14 protein-coding genes are annotated in these 17556 nt (G+C 67.6%); all 14 read left to right on the forward strand.

Annotated elements, in window-relative coordinates; genetic code table 11:
• The first annotated feature begins 2 nt into the window (after window positions 1–2).
• The 14 genes from speB to G341_RS0106275 all read left to right on the forward strand — a co-directional run bounded on the left by speB (window position 3) and on the right by G341_RS0106275 (window position 17516).
• Window positions 3–986: an agmatinase gene (gene speB, locus G341_RS0106210; RefSeq protein ID WP_018178247.1), complete on the forward strand. Its 984-nt coding sequence runs from the start codon at window positions 3–5 to the stop codon at window positions 984–986.
• A 131-nt stretch (window positions 987–1117) separates the two neighbouring features.
• The gene (locus G341_RS0106215; protein WP_018178248.1) at window positions 1118–1816 is read left to right on the forward strand and encodes a response regulator transcription factor; all 699 of its coding nucleotides are present in this window, start codon (window positions 1118–1120) and stop codon (window positions 1814–1816) included.
• A complete protein-coding gene (locus G341_RS0106220; protein WP_018178249.1) occupies window positions 1813–3318 on the forward strand; it encodes a sensor histidine kinase in 1506 nt (501 codons plus the stop codon). The genes G341_RS0106215 and G341_RS0106220 overlap by 4 nt, the downstream gene beginning before the upstream one ends.
• A 108-nt stretch (window positions 3319–3426) precedes the next feature.
• Window positions 3427–4251, forward strand: coding sequence for a DUF559 domain-containing protein (locus G341_RS21215; protein WP_018178250.1), 825 nt, complete (start codon window positions 3427–3429; stop codon window positions 4249–4251).
• Window positions 4252–4352: 101 nt separating this feature from the next.
• The gene (locus tag G341_RS0106230; RefSeq protein WP_018178251.1) at window positions 4353–4778 is read left to right on the forward strand and encodes an HIT family protein; all 426 of its coding nucleotides are present in this window, start codon (window positions 4353–4355) and stop codon (window positions 4776–4778) included.
• Between the two features lie 97 nt (window positions 4779–4875).
• The gene (locus G341_RS0106235; protein ID WP_018178252.1) at window positions 4876–6156 is read left to right on the forward strand and encodes a bifunctional glycosyltransferase family 2/GtrA family protein; all 1281 of its coding nucleotides are present in this window, start codon (window positions 4876–4878) and stop codon (window positions 6154–6156) included.
• 188 nt (window positions 6157–6344) lie between these two features.
• Window positions 6345–8486, forward strand: a complete 2142-nt coding sequence (locus G341_RS0106240) for a glycosyltransferase family 39 protein (protein WP_018178253.1) — start codon at window positions 6345–6347, stop codon at window positions 8484–8486.
• Between the two features lie 75 nt (window positions 8487–8561).
• The gene (purD, locus tag G341_RS0106245) at window positions 8562–9815 is read left to right on the forward strand and encodes a phosphoribosylamine--glycine ligase (protein WP_018178254.1); all 1254 of its coding nucleotides are present in this window, start codon (window positions 8562–8564) and stop codon (window positions 9813–9815) included.
• Window positions 9815–11002 (forward strand): aminotransferase class I/II-fold pyridoxal phosphate-dependent enzyme, encoded by a 1188-nt coding sequence (locus tag G341_RS0106250; protein ID WP_018178255.1) that lies wholly within the window; start codon window positions 9815–9817, stop codon window positions 11000–11002. The genes purD and G341_RS0106250 overlap by 1 nt, the downstream gene beginning before the upstream one ends.
• A 73-nt stretch (window positions 11003–11075) precedes the next feature.
• A complete protein-coding gene (locus G341_RS0106255) occupies window positions 11076–11672 on the forward strand; it encodes a TetR/AcrR family transcriptional regulator (RefSeq protein WP_081622448.1) in 597 nt (198 codons plus the stop codon).
• Between the two features lie 45 nt (window positions 11673–11717).
• Window positions 11718–13145, forward strand: a complete 1428-nt coding sequence (gene purB, locus G341_RS0106260) for an adenylosuccinate lyase (RefSeq protein WP_026303313.1) — start codon at window positions 11718–11720, stop codon at window positions 13143–13145.
• Between the two features lie 296 nt (window positions 13146–13441).
• Window positions 13442–14395, forward strand: a complete 954-nt coding sequence (locus G341_RS0106265; RefSeq protein ID WP_018178258.1) for an alpha/beta hydrolase — start codon at window positions 13442–13444, stop codon at window positions 14393–14395.
• Window positions 14396–14508: 113 nt separating this feature from the next.
• On the forward strand, window positions 14509–15399 hold the full coding sequence (locus G341_RS0106270; RefSeq protein WP_026303315.1) for a phosphoribosylaminoimidazolesuccinocarboxamide synthase: 891 nt from the start codon (window positions 14509–14511) through the stop codon (window positions 15397–15399).
• Window positions 15396–17516: a S9 family peptidase gene (locus G341_RS0106275; RefSeq protein WP_026303316.1), complete on the forward strand. Its 2121-nt coding sequence runs from the start codon at window positions 15396–15398 to the stop codon at window positions 17514–17516. The genes G341_RS0106270 and G341_RS0106275 overlap by 4 nt, the downstream gene beginning before the upstream one ends.
• The last annotated feature ends 40 nt before the right edge of the window (window positions 17517–17556 follow it).

A 17556-nucleotide genomic window follows, 5' to 3' on the forward strand; every position in this document is an offset into this window, starting at 1 on the left:
GAATGCGTCATCGGTCGTTGCAGATACCGCGAATCGTCGAGGGCGGACATACGGGCCCGGCGGACTCATCGCGGCTGCCGCGGTTCGCCGGGCCGGCCACGTTCGCCCGGCTGCCACGGCTCGACGAGATCGATACCCCTGACGTGGTGCTGCTGGGTGTGCCGTTCGACAGTGGGGTGTCGTATCGGCCGGGCGCGCGGTTCGGCCCGTCCGGCATCCGCGAGGCGAGCCGGCTGCTGCGGCCGTACAACCCCGCCGCGGGAGTGTCTCCCTTCGCTGAGATACAGGTGGCGGACGCCGGCGATATCGCGGTGAACCCCTTCGCGATCGGGGAGGCGATCGAAACCATCGAGCAGGCGTCGGGTGAATTCGGCGCGGCCGGAATCCAACTCGTCACCCTCGGCGGCGACCACACCGTAGCTCTGCCGCTGCTGCGCTCGGTGGCCGCTCGGCACGGACCTGTGGCCCTGGTGCATTTCGATGCCCACCTCGACACCTGGGACACCTATTTCGGCGCCGAATACACCCACGGCACCCCGTTCCGCCGGGCGGTCGAGGAAGGCATCCTCGACACCGAGGCCCTCTGTCATGTCGGTACCCGCGGTCCGCTCTACGGCGCCAGGGATCTGGAGGACGACCGGCGCTTCGGCTTCGGCATCTATACCTCCGCGGACGTCTTCCGCCGCGGCGTCGACGAGATCGTCGGCGCGCTGCGCGACCGGGTCGGGGATCGACCGCTCTATGTATCGATCGACATCGACGTCCTCGATCCGGCGTACGCACCGGGTACCGGTACCCCGGAGCCGGGCGGCCTCACCAGTCGCGAACTCCTGGAGATCCTGCGCGGCATCCGCGATCTGCAGCTGGTCGGTGCCGACGTCGTGGAGGTCGCCCCGGCATATGACCACGCCGAGATCACCAGCCTGGCCGCGTCGCATGTGGCCTATGAGCTCGTCAGTTGGCGTGCCCACCTGCGGCAACGCTGACCGCGCACGCCGCCGGCCGGGACTGGAACCCCGGTGTGGCGATCGCCTCGGCGATACCCTGGACCGGGCTCACAGGAATCTCCCAGCTTCCGTGCAGTCGCAACGAAGGCGGATCGCAGAGAGTAATCGATATGACCGAAGCTGGCGCCCGCGTCCTGGTGGTGGACGACGAACCGAACATCCGTGAACTGCTTTCCGTCTCGTTGAAATTCCAGGATTTCGACGTGCAGACGGCCGCCGACGGCCCCGCCGCGCTCGACCTGGCGCGCAGCTTCCGGCCCGATGCGCTGATCCTCGACGTGATGATGCCGGGGATGGATGGCTTCGGCCTGCTGCGCCGGCTGCGTGCCGACGGCGTGGACGCCCCGGCGCTGTTCCTGACCGCGAAGGATTCCGTGGCCGACAAGGTCAACGGACTGACGGTCGGCGGCGACGACTACGTCACCAAACCGTTCAGTCTCGAGGAACTGGTCGCGCGGCTGCGGGTCATCCTGCGGCGCAGTGGTTTCGGCGACGACGAGCGTCGGGACAGTCGAATCACCTTCGCCGACATCGAGCTCGACGACGACACCCACGAGGTGTGGAAGAACGGCAATCTGGTGTCGTTGTCGCCCACCGAGTTCACCCTGCTGCGCTACTTCATGATCAACGCGGGAACCGTCCTGTCGAAGCCGAAGATCCTCGACCACGTCTGGAACTACGACTTCGGCGGCGAGGTGAATGTCGTGGAGTCGTACGTCTCCTACCTGCGGCGCAAGATCGACACCGGCGACAAGCGGCTCATCCATACGCTGCGCGGCGTCGGCTACGTGATGCGCGAGCCGCGATGAAACGCGGCGAGACCCAGCTGGACCAGACCCCGGCGCCCCCGCGGAATTCCTACCGCGGTGGGCGCCGGGGCATTCCGCTGCGTGTGTCATTGGTGGCGATGATGATCGTGCTCGTCGCGGTCGGGCTCACCGTGTCGGGCGTCGCGGTGACGTCGGCGATGCGCGGCAACCTGGTGAACCGGGTGGACGACGGGTTGCGCGACGCGGTCCGCACCTGGGCGCGGCCCGTGCCGCATCTCGACCAACCGCCGGGTGAGCCGACCGGACAGCCCGGGTCTCCGGGAACACACGGCCCCGGGCTGCGCCGGCCGCCGAGCCAGTACTACGTGAAAGTCATTGCGCCGGACGGCGCTTTGATCACCGACTTCAACGACTACTCGCGATCGGAACCGAAGGTTCCCGACCCGGACGCCCTCGGACCCGGACCGCATACGGTCGGGTCGGTCAGCGGCAGCACCAAGTGGCGGGTGATCTCGAAGCACAACGAGCAGGGCACGGTGATCGTCGCCGCCAGCCTGACGGACGTCAACGCGACCGTCGATCGGCTGGTCTGGCTGCAGTTCGGGATCGGCGCGGCGATCGTCGCCATCATCGGCGCGCTCGGATACATCCTGGTCCGAACCAATCTGCGGCCGCTGCGGCAGGTCGAGGCGACGGCCGAGGCGATCGCCGCGGGCGACCTGAACCGCCGTGTTCCGGAGCTGCCCACCAACACAGAGGTCGGGCGGCTGTCGGCATCCTTGAACGTGATGCTGCATCAGATCGAGGAGGCGTTCTCGGCGACCGCCGCGTCCGAGGAACAGGCGCGAAAATCCGAGGACAAGATGCGGCGCTTCGTCGCCGATGCGAGTCATGAGCTGCGGACGCCGCTGACGTCGATCCGCGGCTTCGCGGAGCTGTATCGGCAGGGCGCGATGTCCGATCCCAACCAGACGCTGGGCCGTATCGAGTCGCAGGCCAAGCGCATGGGGGTGCTGGTCGAGGAACTGCTGATGCTCGCCCGGCTGGATGCTCAGCGACCGATGGAACACGCTCCGGTCGACCTGCTCGCCTTGGCCAGTGATTCCGTGCACGCCGCCAAAGCCATTGCGCCCGATAGGGACATCTCCTTGGAGGTCGCCGACGGACCGGGCGTGCCCGAGGTGATCGGTGATGCCGACCGGTTGACCCAGGTGTTGTCGAACCTGATCAGCAACGCCATCCGGCACACGCCGCCGGATGCGAAGGTGGTCGTGCGGATCGGCACCAACGAGCAGGGCGCCTTCATGGAGGTGCACGACGACGGACCGGGACTTTCGGCCGACGATCAGACCAAGGTCTTCGAACGCTTCTACCGCACCGACGAATCCCGGCAGCGGCACGACGACTCCGGCGGCTCGGGGCTCGGCTTGGCCATCGTGAGTGCGTTGGTGCAGGCCCACGGCGGCGAGGTCGGTGTGGACAGCGAGCCCGGCCAGGGCTGCACCTTCTGGGTGCGGCTGCCGCGGGTCGAGGTGCCCTGATTTTCTGTGGCTGTGGGGCGAGCAACGACAATATTTGTCGCCTGACCTCGAATTCCTGACAGAAAATCCGGATGCATCCGATCGGACCGTGTGGAACGTCCAATCAGCATGGCTGTTGACTTGGGTGTCTATTCGCTGGCAGAGCTCCGTGACCGGGGCATATCCGATCACGACCGGGATGCATTCCTGCGGGCCGGCTCGTTGACCAGGGTGCGACGGGGTTGGTACGCCAGTACCACTGCGCACGACGATGGGGTCGCCGCAGTGCGGGCCGGGGGAGCGGTCGGCTGCGTGTCGGCGTTGCGTCATCACGGGTTCTGGATTCCGCCTGGCCACGATCGGCTTCACGTGCGCACCCGATTCCACCGGACCGGGCAGCCCACCTGCATGCCGTACGGGCCGCCGGACCCGGTCGACAGCGCACTCGACCCGCCGTTCACTGCGCTGCGCAGTGCCGCCCGCTGCCTGAGCGACGAGGACTTCGTCATCGTTGCGGATTCGATTCTCAACAGCACCAACTATTCGATGTCCGACCTGGGCAACGAGCTGCGGGATGCGCCGGCGCGGGTACACGCGTTGCTGGCGAAGTGCGACGGTCGTGCGCAGAGCGGATCGGAGACCGCGGCACGACTGCGGTTGCGTGCCAGGCGGATCCGAGTGCAGGTGCAGCCGTTCATCCGCGGTGTGGGCTGGGTCGATCTGCTGGCCGGATCCAGCCTGATCATCGAGGCGGACAGCAAGGACCATCACACCAAGCGCGTGAACTACCAGGAGGACCATCGCCGCGACCGGGCCGCCGCGGTCGGCGGCTACCGGGTCCTGCGGCTGACGTATCAGGACATCTTCTTCAACTGGGACAACGTGTTTCCGGACATCTTGGATCTCATTCAGCGGCGGGTGCACCGGGGGCGCCTGCGCAAGGCGGCGTCCTGAATTTTCTGTGGCTGTGGGGCTAGCAACGACAATATTTGTCGCCTGACCCCGAATTCCTGACAGAAAATCCGGGAATCGGGCCCGGCCCTTAAGGTGGGGGCATGGCTTCCGTCTTCTCGATGATCATCAACGGCGACCTGCCCGGTCGATTTGTCTGGAAGGACGACGACGTCGTCGCGTTCCTCACCATCAACCCGGTCACGGCGGGCCACGTGCTCGTGGTGCCGCGCGCCGAGGTCGACCACTGGCAGAACCTCGACGCCGACCTGTTCGGCAAGCTGACCACGGTCTCGCAGACCATCGGCAAGGCCGTCACCACGGCATTCGATGCGCCGCGCGTCGGTCTGCTGATCGCCGGGCTCGAGGTCCCGCACGTGCACCTGCACGTGTTCCCGGCGTGGGACGTGCAGACCTTCGATCTGGCGCTGGCGGACAAGGATCCGGCTCCCGATGCCCTCGACGATGCGGCCGCCCGCATCCGCACGGCCTTGCGCGATCAGGGCCACGGGGCCAACGTCGCCGACTGACACCGGCCGGGTGAGTACGTAAGTACCCGAACCGGTCACAGGAAGCTGACAGCTTCATTGAAGCGGCACCGCAGCGACGGGCAACACGCTGTGTGTCATGACCGCAGAGCTGAGCAACAACGCCGACGCCTACGCCGTCCCGGAACCGGCCCCGGTGACCGAGCTGTTCGTCGTCGACGGCACCGCTGCGCACCCCGTGCTCGACATCGTGGTGCCGGTCTACAACGAGGAGACCGACCTCGAGGACTGCGTCCGCTGCGTGGATCAGTATCTGCGCCATGAGTTTCCGTATTCGGCCCGGATCACCATCGCCGACAACGCGAGCACCGACCGAACGCTGGAGATCGGCAGCCGGCTCGCCGAGACGATGCACAACGTGCGCATCGCGCACCTGGATGCCAAGGGCCGCGGCCGGGCACTCAAGGCGGTGTGGAGCGCAAGTGACGCCGACGTCGTCGCCTATGTTGACGTCGACCTGTCGACCGATCTGAACGCGATGATGCCCCTGGTGGCGCCGCTGATCTCGGGCCACTCGGACGTGTCGATCGGTTCCCGCTTGACCAAGTCGTCGCGGGTCGTGCGCGGCCACAAGCGGGAATTCATCTCGCGCAGTTACAACCTCATCCTCAAGGCGACCATGCGAGCGCAGTTCTCGGACGCGCAGTGCGGCTTCAAGGCGATCCGCACCGACGTTGCGCGCCAACTGCTTCCGCTGGTCAAGGACACCGGCTGGTTCTTCGACACCGAGCTGCTGGTGCTGTCCGAGCGGGTCGGGCTGCGGATCGCGGAGGTGCCGGTCGACTGGATCGACGACCCGAACAGCAAGGTCGATATCGTCAAGACCGCCACCGAGGATCTCAAGGGCTGCTACCGGGTCGGCCGCGCCCTGGCGAAAGGTGAACTGCCCGTGCGTGAATTGCGGCAGTCGCTCGGCCGGCACGAGATCGGACCCGAGGTGGACGGCGTGCCGCCGGGGATGATCGCCCAGCTGCTGCGCTTCGGGATCATCGGTGTCGCATCGACGTTGGCGTTCGCCCTGCTGTTCCTGATGCTGCATCCGATGGTCGGTGCGCAGGCCGCAAACTTTCTGGCGCTGCTCATCACGGCGGTCGCCAATACCGCGGCCAACCGGGCGTTCACGTTCAATGTCCGGGGCCGCGACGGCGCCGCCAAACATCAGGCGCAGGGCATAGCCGTGTTCCTGGTGACGTGGGGCCTGACGTCCGGGGCGCTGTTCGGGCTGCATCACTACTACCCGCACGCCAGCAACCATGTCGATCTCGCGGCGCTGGTGATCGCGAACTTCGTGGCGACGCTGCTGCGATTCGTCGCCTTTCGCTGGATCTTCCGGGCCAAGCCTGACCCGACCACAGCCTGACTGCAGGCGGATCGGCCTGCGCTGCAGTGATTGCGCCCGCCGATCCACGCTGACGCGAGCCCGTCCGTTCCGATCGAGGAACTGGCGGGTTTGCCGTGTTCCGGCATCATCGACACAGGTCAGCGCTCCCAGGGAGTTCGCAGCCGGGAGTCAGGCCGAGGCCAGTCAGCGCCGCGAAGATCTACGCCATGACCGCAGAACTGACGAGTCGCCCAAAGGGCACTCCACCGCAATCGTCCATCCCGGCGGCCGGCCCGCCCGGCGTTCCCCCGAAGGGGTGGCGCCGCCATGCCACGGCCGCGAACGGCGGATTCGCCGCGCTGCTGACCGGCACCGCGCTGCTGTATCTGATCGGGTTGTCCACCAACGGCTGGGCGAACTCCTTCTATTCGGCGGCCATCCAGGCCGGCTCCCAGTCGTGGAAGGCGTGGTTCTTCGGGGCGTCCGACGCGGCCGGCTCGATCACGGTCGACAAGCCGCCGATGTCGTTGTGGATCCCGTCGCTGTCCGTGCGGATCTTCGGGCTCAACTCCTGGGCGATCCTCGTACCCGAGGCGCTGATGGGCGTGGCGTCGGTCGCGATGATCTATCTGATCGTGCGCAAGCGCTTCTCGGCCACCGCCGGGCTGATCGCCGGCGCCGCGCTGGCACTCACGCCGGTCGCGACGATGATGTTCCGATTCAACAATCCGGACGCGCTGCTGGTGCTGCTGACCATCGCCGCGGTGTGGACCACCATCAAGGCGCTGGAGGACAACCGGATTCGATGGATGCTCCTGACGGGCATGTTCATCGGGTTCGCGTTCCTGACCAAGCAGCTGCAGGCATTTCTCATCCTGCCGACACTGGCCGTTGTCTACTTCGCGTTCGGCTCGGGCACCTGGAAGCGCCGGATCGGGCATCTGCTCGCCGGGCTCGGTGCGCTGATCGTCAGCGCCGGTTGGTGGATTCTGGCGGTCACCCTGTGGCCGAAGAGCTCGCGGCCGTATATCGGTGGATCGCAGCATAATTCGATCCTCGAGCTGACCATGGGCTACAACGGGTTGGGTCGGATCACCGGCAACGAGACCGGCAGTGTCACGCCGGGCCACGGGATGGAGATGCCGGCCGGCATGACCGGCATGACCGGCATGGAAGGCGGCCCCGGCGGCGGCGGACCGGGCGGCGGCATGTGGGGTCAGACCGGCCTGCTGCGGATGTTCCAGCCGGAGCAGGGCGGTCAGATCGCCTGGCTGATCCCGGCCGCGTTGATTCTCGCCGTCGCCGCGATCGCGGTCCGCTGGCGGGCACCCCGTACCGACATCAAGCGGGCCGTGGTGGTCCTCGGATTCCTCTGGCTGTTGACGACCTTGGCCGTGTTCAGCTTCATGTCGGGCATCTTCCACGCGTACTACACGGTGGCGCTCGCGCCGCCGATCGGTCTGCTCGTCGGCATCGGCGCCATGGAGCTGTGGGGAGAACGTCGCAAGCTATGGGCGCGAATCACTCTCGCGGGCACCTCGGTGGCGACGGGTGCGCTGGCCTTCTATCTCCTCAATCGCTCCGCGGACTTCCTGCCGTGGCTGCGGTGGGTGGTGCTGATCGGCTCGATCGTGGCGGCACTGGTGCTGCTCGTCGCTCACAGTGATCGACCGTCCCTGAAACGCGCTGCCGTGGCAGCCGGGCTGGCCGCGATCATCTTCGGGCTCGCGGCACCCGCGGCATACGCCATCGACACCGCGGCCACCGCGAAACAGGGTTCGATTCCGAGCGCCGGCCCGTCGGTGCGTGGCGGGTTCGGCCCGGGCGGGCACGGCGGCCCGGGTGGCCACGGTCCCGGCGGCGGCTGGCGGCATCGCGGCGGCAACGCCGGGCAGTTCGGCCCGGGCGGGATGCCGGGCGGCGGGCAGGCCCCCGGGGGAATGCCCGGTGGCCAGCAGGGTGCGGGTGGCGCCACCGCTGGAGGTCCCGGTGGCCGCGGCGGCATGGGCAACTTCCTGGACGGCTTCACGCCGTCGGCCGCGTTGACGAAGCTGCTGAACACCGATGCCGGCAAGTACACGTGGGTCGCGGCGGCGATCGGGTCCAACGAGGCCTCCGGCTATCAGCTGGCGACACAGCATTCGGTGATGCCGATCGGCGGGTTCAACGGCAGCGATCCGTCGCCGACCCTCGCGCAGTTCCAGAAACTGGTGTCCGAGCACAAGATCCACTACTTCATCGCCGGCGGCGGCATGGGGTTCGGTGGCAGCGGAACCGGCAGCGAGATCTCGACGTGGGTCAAGGCGCACTTCGCGTCGACCACCGTCGACGGCGTGACGCTCTACAACCTGACCCAACGAACGAGCTGACCGTGGCCGCCTCGTCGGGGCAGCCCGGATAAGGCCTGTTCGCGGCCGTCCGATCAACGAACTAGGGTTTGCCCTGTGCGAGTACTAGTCATCGGATCGGGCGGCCGCGAACACGCGATTCTGTTGGGGCTGAGCCGCGACCCTGCAGTCACCGAGCTGCATGCGGCACCCGGCAATGCCGGCACCGCCGCGATCGCCCGCAACCACACTGTCGACGCCGCCTCGCGCGAGGCGGTCGTCGCGCTGGCCAAGGAGCTGGGCGTCGACCTGGTCGTCATCGGGCCCGAGGTGCCGTTGGTGCTGGGCGTGGCGGATGCGCTTCGCGAGGCGGGGATCGCGGTCTTCGGCCCGAGCGCGGAAGCCTCGAAGATCGAGGGCTCCAAGGCTTTCGCCAAGGATGTGATGGCCGCAGCCGGCGTGCGGACCGCGCGCAGCGAGGTAGTCGACAGCCCCGCCGACCTGGACGCCGCGCTCGACCGGTTCGGCCCGACGTGGGTGGTCAAGGACGACGGGCTGGCGGCCGGCAAGGGCGTCGTCGTGTCCGCGGACCGCAGTGTCGCGCGGGCGCACGCCGCCGACCTGCTGGAGTCGGGGCATCCGGTGGTGCTCGAGTCGTTCCTCAGTGGACCCGAGGTATCGCTGTTCGCCCTGGTCGACGGCGCCACCGTCGTGCCGCTGCTGCCGGCGCAGGACCACAAGCGGGTCGGTGACGGCGACGCCGGTCCGAACACCGGCGGCATGGGCGCCTACACGCCGCTGCCGTGGCTGCCCGACGGCATGGTCGACCGCATCGTCGACGAGGTGGTGGCTCCGGTCGCGGCCGAGCTGGCCCGGCGCGGCACCCCGTTCAGTGGACTGCTGTACGCCGGCCTGGCGATCGACGCCGAGGGTCCGGCCGTCGTCGAATTCAATTGCCGCTTCGGTGATCCCGAGACCCAGGCGGTGCTGACGCTGCTGCAGTCGCCGCTCGGCGAGGTGCTGGGAGCGGTGGCGCGCGGCACGCTCGCCGACCTGCCGCCGCTGCAGTGGGCCGACGGCAGCGCGGTCACCGTGGTGCTGGCAGCCGAGAACTACCCGGGCACGCCGCGCACCGGCGACGCCATCACCGGCGCCGATACCCCCGGTGTCCTGCATGCCGGTACGAAGCTGGACGACAACGGGCAGGTCGTGTCGAGCGGTGGCCGGGTGCTGGCGGTGGTGGGCACGGGCGCCGATCTGGCGACCGCGCGCGAGGCCGCCTACACGATCCTCGACGGCGTGAAACTTCCTGGTGGACATCACCGTTCGGATATCGGCCTCGCCGCGGCCGAGGGGCGGATCGCGATCTGATGAGCGGTCGGGGGCCGGTGTCGACACGATCGGACGTCGACATGTTCTACGTGATGGACGTCCTGCGCATGTCGGCCGAGCGCCAGGCCAGCCATGGCGATGCGCTGAATCTCGCGGCCGGTCAGCCGAGCGAATCGGCACCCAACGCAGTTCTCGAGGCGGCGCACGCGGCGCTGGATACCGAGCGGCTCGGCTACACCGAGTCGATGGGCATCGTGCCGCTGCGCGAGACGATCGCGCAGCACTACGAGCGCACCTACGGCGTCGCGGTCGACCCGGGCGCCGTCGCGATCACCACCGGTTCGTCCGGCGCCTTCACGTTGGTCTTCCTCGCGGCGTTCGATGCCGGCGACTCGGTCGTGCTGGCGCGGCCCGGCTACCCGGCGTATCGAAACACCTTGGAGGCGTTGGGCTGTCGGGTCATCGAGGTCGACTGCGGACCGGAGACCCGCTACCAGCCGACCGTCGCGATGCTGGAGGCGCTCGACGAGCCGCCGAAGGGCCTGATCGTCGCCAGCCCGGCCAACCCGACCGGGACCATCCTGGCTCCGGAAGAGCTCGCCGAACTCGCGCGCTGGTGCGAGGCGAACGGCACGCTGCTGATCTCCGACGAGATCTATCACGGCATCAGCTTCGGCCGCCCGACCGCCTGCAGCTGGCAGTACTCCACCGAATCGGTGGTCATGGGGTCGGTGTCGAAGTACTTCGCGATGACCGGCTGGCGGCTGGGCTGGATGCTGCTGCCCGACGCGCTGCGGCGACCGGTGGAGCGGCTGACCGCGAACATGACGATCTGCCCGCCCGCGCTCTCGCAGTACGCGGCGATAGCGGCGTTCTCCGATGCCGCCCGTGCCGAACTGGATCAGCACGTCACCCACTACGCGCGCAATCGGCAGATCATGCTCGATGGCCTGACCTCGCTCGGAGTCACCGAGATGGCGCCGCCGGACGGGGCCTTCTACGTGTACGCCGACATCGGCCACCTCACGGACGATTCGATCACCTGGTGTTCGGAGGTCCTGGCCGAGACCGGTGTCGCCATTGCACCCGGCGCCGACTTCGATGCCGTGTCGGGCGGCCGTACCGCCCGGTTCAGCTTCGCCGGCGCCCCCGCCGACATCGAGGCGGCGATAGAACGACTGCGTCCGGTTTTCGCACGTCGACGCCAGTCATCCGCGAGCTCGTAGGAACGCTAACCACCGGCGTCGGAGATTTTGCAAAACTGCCCGGTAGAACGCGGGTTTTGGCAGCATATGGCGAATGACATCGGCAGCCACCCCGAAGGGGGAACGCCGTCGTGCGCGGTTGATCGCGGCGGCGCGTGAGTTGCTGCTGGAAGGCGGCTACGACGCGGTGCGACACCGCGCGGTGGCCGATCGGGCGGGGCTGCCGCTGGCGTCGACCACCTATTACTTCGCCTCCCTGGAAGACCTGGTCGTGGAGGCCGTCGCCGATGCCTGTCGCAACGACGAGGTGGCGATCCGTGAGCGCTGCGAACTGCTGACCCGGCGACGGCGGGGCAGCGAGGCGACCGCGGAGGCTCTGGCCGATGTGTTCGTCGGCACTTCCACCTCGCACGACGAGCTCACCTCGCGCGTCGAGACGGTGGTGCTGTCGGCCCGCCATCCGCGCCTGCATCCGGTGATGTCGGCGCATCGCCGCGCGCTGTATGAATTGCATCTGGAGGTCTTGGAAAAGTCCTGCCGAACAAGCGATTCCGAGCGGATAGCGCAGCTGATCGCGGTCGAGGACGGCGCGGTCGTCGGCGCGCTCGCGGACTCGTCGGTCAATGTCGCCGACGTCGCACGCGGGGCGTTGACCGGCGTGGTCGACCAGCTGGCCCCCGCCACCGGCTGACCACCGACTAACGGTGCCGGGCGTTCAGCAGCGATAATGGACACCGTGACTAAGCCGCGCATCGCCAACGTCCTGGCCAACCGCTACGCCTCCGCCGACCTGGCCACCCTCTGGTCGGCCGAGCACAAGATCCGGCTGGAACGGCAGCTGTGGATCGCGGTCATGCGCGCCCAGCGCGAACTCGGCGTCGACATCTCGGAGGAGGCGATCGCCGACTACGAGAATGCCGTCGACACAGTCGATCTCGTATCGATCGCCGACCGCGAGCGGGTCACCCGCCACGATGTGAAGGCGCGGATCGAGGAGTTCAACGCCCTCGCCGGCCACGAAGACATCCACAAGGGGATGACGAGCCGCGATCTCACCGAGAACGTCGAGCAGCTGCAGATCCTGTTGTCACTCAAGCACGTCCACGGGCGTGGCGTCGCGGTGGCGGCGCGGCTGGCCGATCGCGCGGCCCAGTACTCATCGGTGGTGATGGCCGGCCGCAGCCATAACGTGGCCGCGCAGGCGACGACGCTCGGCAAGCGATTCGCCACGGCCGCAAATGAACTGCTCGTGGCACTGACCCGGCTCGAGGAACTGATCGACCGCTATCCGCTGCGCGGGATCAAGGGCCCGATGGGCACCAGCCAGGACATGCTCGATCTGCTCGGCGGCGACGCGAGCCGACTGGCGACGCTGGAAGACAAGATCGCCGCGCATCTGGGCTTCGCCAATGCTCTGACCTCGGTCGGGCAGATCTACCCGCGCTCGCTCGACCACGACGTCGTCTCGGCGCTCGTCCAGGTGGCGGCGGGTCCGTCGTCGCTGGCCCACACGATCCGGCTGATGGCCGGGCATGAGCTGGTCACCGAGGGTTTCCAGCCCGGCCAGGTGGGCAGCTCGGCGATGCCGCACAAGATGAACACCCGCAGCTGCGAGCGGGTCAACGGCCTGCAGGTGATCCTGCGCGGCTACGGCTCGATGGCGGCCGAGCTCGCCGGCGCCCAGTGGAACGAGGGCGACGTCTTCTGTTCGGTGGTGCGCCGGGTCGCTCTGCCGGACGCGTTCTTCGCGATCGACGGACTGTTCGAGACCTTCCTGACGGTCCTGGCCGAGTTCGGGGCCTACCCGGCGGTCATCGCCAAGGAGCTGGACCGCTACCTGCCGTTCCTGGCGACCACCAAGGTGCTGATGGCCGCGGTGCGGGCCGGTGTGGGCCGCGAGACCGCGCACGAGGTCATCAAGGAGCATGCGGTGGCGGTCGCGCTGGCGATGCGCGAGGAGGGCCGCGAGCCCGACCTGATCGCCCGGCTGGCGGCCGACGACCGGCTTCCGCTGGACGCGGATCAGCTGACGGCGGCGCTGGCCGACAAGACGGCCTTCATCGGCGCTGCCGAGTGGCAGACGGCCGATGTCATCGCGGCGGTCGAGGACCTGGTCGGCCGGTATCCGGACGCCGCGAAGTACACGCCCGCCGCCATTCTCTGAACCGAACTCCCGTCACACTGTGACGCAGACCACTATTCTTCTTCGATGCGGAATGCGGCGCCCGGTTTGCCGGTGCGAGTGGTCTGGCCCCGGTCGGTCACCTGCGAATTCGGTAAGAGGCTCACAGCAAACGCTCAGCAAGCGTTAGCAAGCCGCTAGCCAGAATCGCTGTCGGACTCGATAACGGTTCGGTATCGCTGATAGTCTCCGCAGGGAATGTAGGGGGGTAGTGCGTCATTGTGCGTGCCCTCGGACTCAACCAGCCCGGAACTAGACACCTGAGGACGATTACGAACATGTCGTTGAGAAAACGAGCGTGGACTCGCATCGCGGTCGGCGCGGTAGCGGTCGCAGCTGCAGTCAGCACCGCCACCGTCGTCACCCCGACGGCCAGCGCCACCCCGAGCGGCGTGCAGATGGTCTACTCGCCCGCGATGCACCGGAGCATTCCGGTCGACATCTTCGGCGGCGGCGGCGCAGGCGCGCCGAATCTGTACATGCTGGACGGCCTGGATGCGCCGAACAATGGCAACGGCTGGTTGATCAACACCGACATCCGCAGCTTCTTCGCCGGCAAGCGCGTGAACATCATCATGCCGTTCGGCGGTGCCGGATCGTTCTACACCAACTGGCAGGCCACTGATCCGACGCTGGGCGTCAACCAGTGGGAGACCTTCCTGACCGTCGAGCTGCCGGCGTGGCTGAACCAGCACGGCCTGGGCAGCAACCGCAACGGCATTGCCGGCCTGTCGATGTCCGGCACCTCGGCACTCGACCTCGCGTCGCGTCACCCGAACTTCTACAACACCGTGGCGTCGTTCTCGGGCTACCCGACCGTGAGCCTGCCGCCGTACGCGGCCGGAATCGCGGCCGCTGTCGCCAAGAAGGGCGGTAACCCGCTCAACATGTGGGGCCTCTACCCGTCGCCGGCATGGTTCCAGAACGATCCGCTGCTCCAGGTCGGTGCCCTGCGCGGCCACCGCGTGTACGTGTCGGCCGGTACCGGTGTGCCGACCAGCGCCGCCGACAACCCGTTCAGCCCGGGCTTCAACCCGGTGCAGTTCGTGCAGCAGGTGCCGCTGGAGACCGCCGCCGGCCTGTCCAGCAACATGTACATCGCCGCGGCTCGGGCTGCGGGTGCCATCGTGACCAGCAACGTCACGCCGCAGGGTGTGCACTGGTGGACCTACTGGCAGCCGAACCTGCACAGCGCCTGGTACTCGACCCTGGCTCCGGGCCTGGGTGTCTGATCGGCGCTAGCTGACAGCTACTGAAGGAGCCCGGCGGCGGAAGCGATTCCGCTGCCGGGCTCTTTGCTTTGAGTGCTGCGAGCGGCCGGTTCGCCTGCCGATAGGGTTGGCCCATGCGTCCTGACCTCTCCTCCTATAGGCACGTGGCCACCGGCAAGGTTCGCGACCTCTACGCCATCGACGACGACACCCTGCTGTTCGTGGCATCCGATCGGATTTCCGCCTACGACCACATCCTGTCGACGCCGATCCCGGACAAGGGCCGGATCCTCACCGCGATGAGCGTCTTCTTCTTCGACGCGCTCGACGTGCCGAACCACCTGGCGGGCACCGCCACCGATGAGCGGATCCCGGAGTCCGTGCTGGGCCGGGCACTGGTCGTGCGCCGGCTGAACATGGTGCCCGTGGAATGTGTTGCGCGCGGTTATCTGACCGGATCGGGCCTGGCCGACTACCAGCGCACCGGTGCCGTCTGCGGGATCGAGCTGCCGGGCGGCCTCGGCGAGGCGGACAAGCTGCCGGAGACGATCTTCACCCCGGCGACCAAGGCCGAGCTGGGCGACCATGACGAGAATGTCAGCTTCGAGGCGGTTGTCGCCACGGTCGGCGAGGAGCTGGCCGTGCGCTTGCGCGATGCCACGCTCGACATCTACACGCGGGGTGCGGACCTGGCCGCGCAGCGGGGGATCCTGCTGGCGGACACGAAGTTCGAGTTCGGCCTCGACGGCGACCAGCTGGTGCTCGCCGACGAGGTGCTGACCCCGGACAGCTCGCGCTACTGGGACGCCGGGGGCTACCGTCCGGGCGTCGTACAGCCGAGCTTCGACAAGCAGATCGTGCGCAACTGGCTGACCTCGCCGGAGTCAGGTTGGGACCGGGCGTCGGACACTCCGCCGCCGGACTTACCGGACGAGGTCGTCGCGCGCACCCGCGACAGATACATCGAAGCCTACGAACGTATTTCAGGACTCTCATTCGCCGACTGGCCAGGGGCAGCAGCATGACGGAAACAACAGAATCGACCGACCAGCCCGTGACCGCGCCGGTCGCGAAGAAGACGCCGACGGCGCGCACCCATCACGGCGACACCGTGATCGATCCGTACGAATGGTTGCGCGACAAGGAGAATCCGGAGGTGGTCGCGTACCTCGAAGGGCAGAACGCCTACACCGAGGCGCAGACCGCCGACCTCGCCGAGCTGCGCGAGACGCTGTTCGACGAGATCAAGTCGCGCACTCAGGAGACCGACATGTCGGTGCCGATCCGGCGCGGCGACTACTGGTACTTCGTGCGCACCATCGAGGGCAAGCCGTATCCGCTGAGCTGTCGGGTCGCGGCCACCACGATCGACGACTGGACGCCGCCGACCGTCGAACCCGGGGTGTCGCTCCCCGGCGAGCAGGTGATGCTCGACAGCAATGCCGAAGCGGAAGGTCACGATTTCTTCAGCCTCGGTGCGGCGTCGGTCAGCGACGATGGCAACCTCCTGGCATATGCCGTCGACACCGTGGGCGACGAGCGATACACGTTGCGGTTCAAGGATCTCCGGACCGGCGAGCTGCTGCCGGATGTGATCGAGAAGGTTGCCGCCGGGGCGGTCTGGTCGAACGATGGCCGGTTCGTCTTCTACGAGACCGTCGACGACGCCTGGCGGCCGGACACCGTCTGGCGGCACGAGCTCGGGACCGAGCGGTCGGCCGACGTGCAGGTGTATCACGAGCCGGACGAGAAGTACTGGGTCGGCATCGGGAGCACGCGCAGCAAGCGCTACCTGGTGCTGTCGGTGGGCTCCAAGATCACCTCGGAATATCAGGTGCTGGACTCGTCCGATCCGACGGGCGAGTTCCGCATGATCTGGCCGCGGCGCGAAGGGGTCGAGTACGGCATCGAGCATGCGGTGATCGACGGCGCCGACCGATTCCTCATCCTGCACAACGACGGCGCCGAGAATTTCGAGCTGATCGATGTCGCGGCCGACGATCTGGGCGATCGGCGGGTGCTGGTGCCGCACGATCCGCAGGTCCGGCTCGACGGCATCAGCGCGTTCGCCGAGCATCTGGTGCTCGGGTACCGCAAGGATGCGCTCACCCAGGTCGCGGTCGCGCGGCTGGGCCACGGCGTGCCGACATTCGAGCAGCTGGAATTCGATAGCGAGCTGTATTCGGTTGCGGCGTCGGGGAATCCGGAGTGGAACGCTCCACGGCTGCGCCTGGGCTATGGCAGCTTCGTCGAGCCGAGCGAGATCTTCGAACTCGACGTCGCGACCGGCGAGCGGACGCTGCTCAAGCGGGCACCGGTGCTGGGCGACTTCGATGCGAACAACTATGAGCAGCACCGGGACTGGGCGGTCGCCGACGACGGCACCCGGATTCCGCTGTCGATCGTTCATCGCAAGGGGTTGACCGGACGGTCGCCGCTGCTGCTGTACGGCTACGGCTCGTACGAGTCCTGCCTCGATCCGGCGTTCTCGATCTCCCGGCTGTCGATGCTCGATCGCGGCGTCGTGTTCGTGATCGCGCACGTGCGCGGCGGTGGTGAGATGGGCCGTGCCTGGTACGAGAACGGCAAGACCCTGACGAAGAAGAACACCTTCACCGACTTCGTCGCCGCCGGAAGGCATCTGGTCAACATCGGGCGCACGTCGCCGGGGCAGATGGTGGCGCTCGGCGGCAGCGCCGGCGGGCTGTTGATGGGCGCCGTCGCGAATCTGGCGCCCGAGCTGTTCAACGGCATCGCCTGCGATGTCCCGTTCGTCGACCCGCTGACCTCGATCCTGGATCCGTCACTGCCGCTCACCGTCATCGAGTGGGACGAGTGGGGAAACCCGCTGGCCGACAAAGAGGTCTACCAGTACATGAAGTCGTATTCGCCGTACGAGAACGTCGAGGCGAAGAACTATCCGGCGATCCTGGCGATGACCGGTTACAACGACACTCGGGTGCTGTATGTCGAGCCGGCCAAATGGGTTGCGCGACTGCAGGAGCTGTCGACCGGTGATGCGCCGATCCTCCTGAAGACGGACATGACTTCCGGCCATGGCGGACCCAGCGGCCGATACGCGGTCTGGCGCGAGGTGGCGTTCGAGAACGCCTGGATTCTGCGTCAGACCGGCGCGGTCTAGCCTTCGGCCTGAAAACTGACGACGCCCGCGACACCGGTCA

The organism is Jongsikchunia kroppenstedtii DSM 45133 (assembly GCF_000380485.1).
Lineage (GTDB): Bacteria > Actinomycetota > Actinomycetes > Mycobacteriales > Mycobacteriaceae > Jongsikchunia > Jongsikchunia kroppenstedtii.

What these genes read in the sequence shown, in the direction of transcription:
- speB (WP_018178247.1), top strand. Translation starts at nt 3, where the DNA reads ATGCGTCATCGGTCGTTGCAGATACCGCGAATCGTCGAGGGCGGACAT.
- G341_RS0106215 (WP_018178248.1), top strand. Translation starts at nt 1,118, where the DNA reads ATGACCGAAGCTGGCGCCCGCGTCCTGGTGGTGGACGACGAACCGAAC.
- G341_RS0106220 (WP_018178249.1), top strand. Translation starts at nt 1,813, where the DNA reads ATGAAACGCGGCGAGACCCAGCTGGACCAGACCCCGGCGCCCCCGCGG.
- G341_RS21215 (WP_018178250.1), top strand. Translation starts at nt 3,427, where the DNA reads ATGGCTGTTGACTTGGGTGTCTATTCGCTGGCAGAGCTCCGTGACCGG.
- G341_RS0106230 (WP_018178251.1), top strand. Translation starts at nt 4,353, where the DNA reads ATGGCTTCCGTCTTCTCGATGATCATCAACGGCGACCTGCCCGGTCGA.
- G341_RS0106235 (WP_018178252.1), top strand. Translation starts at nt 4,876, where the DNA reads ATGACCGCAGAGCTGAGCAACAACGCCGACGCCTACGCCGTCCCGGAA.
- G341_RS0106240 (WP_018178253.1), top strand. Translation starts at nt 6,345, where the DNA reads ATGACCGCAGAACTGACGAGTCGCCCAAAGGGCACTCCACCGCAATCG.
- G341_RS0106250 (WP_018178255.1), top strand. Translation starts at nt 9,815, where the DNA reads ATGAGCGGTCGGGGGCCGGTGTCGACACGATCGGACGTCGACATGTTC.
- G341_RS0106255 (WP_081622448.1), top strand. Translation starts at nt 11,076, where the DNA reads ATGACATCGGCAGCCACCCCGAAGGGGGAACGCCGTCGTGCGCGGTTG.
- G341_RS0106265 (WP_018178258.1), top strand. Translation starts at nt 13,442, where the DNA reads ATGTCGTTGAGAAAACGAGCGTGGACTCGCATCGCGGTCGGCGCGGTA.
- G341_RS0106270 (WP_026303315.1), top strand. Translation starts at nt 14,509, where the DNA reads ATGCGTCCTGACCTCTCCTCCTATAGGCACGTGGCCACCGGCAAGGTT.
- G341_RS0106275 (WP_026303316.1), top strand. Translation starts at nt 15,396, where the DNA reads ATGACGGAAACAACAGAATCGACCGACCAGCCCGTGACCGCGCCGGTC.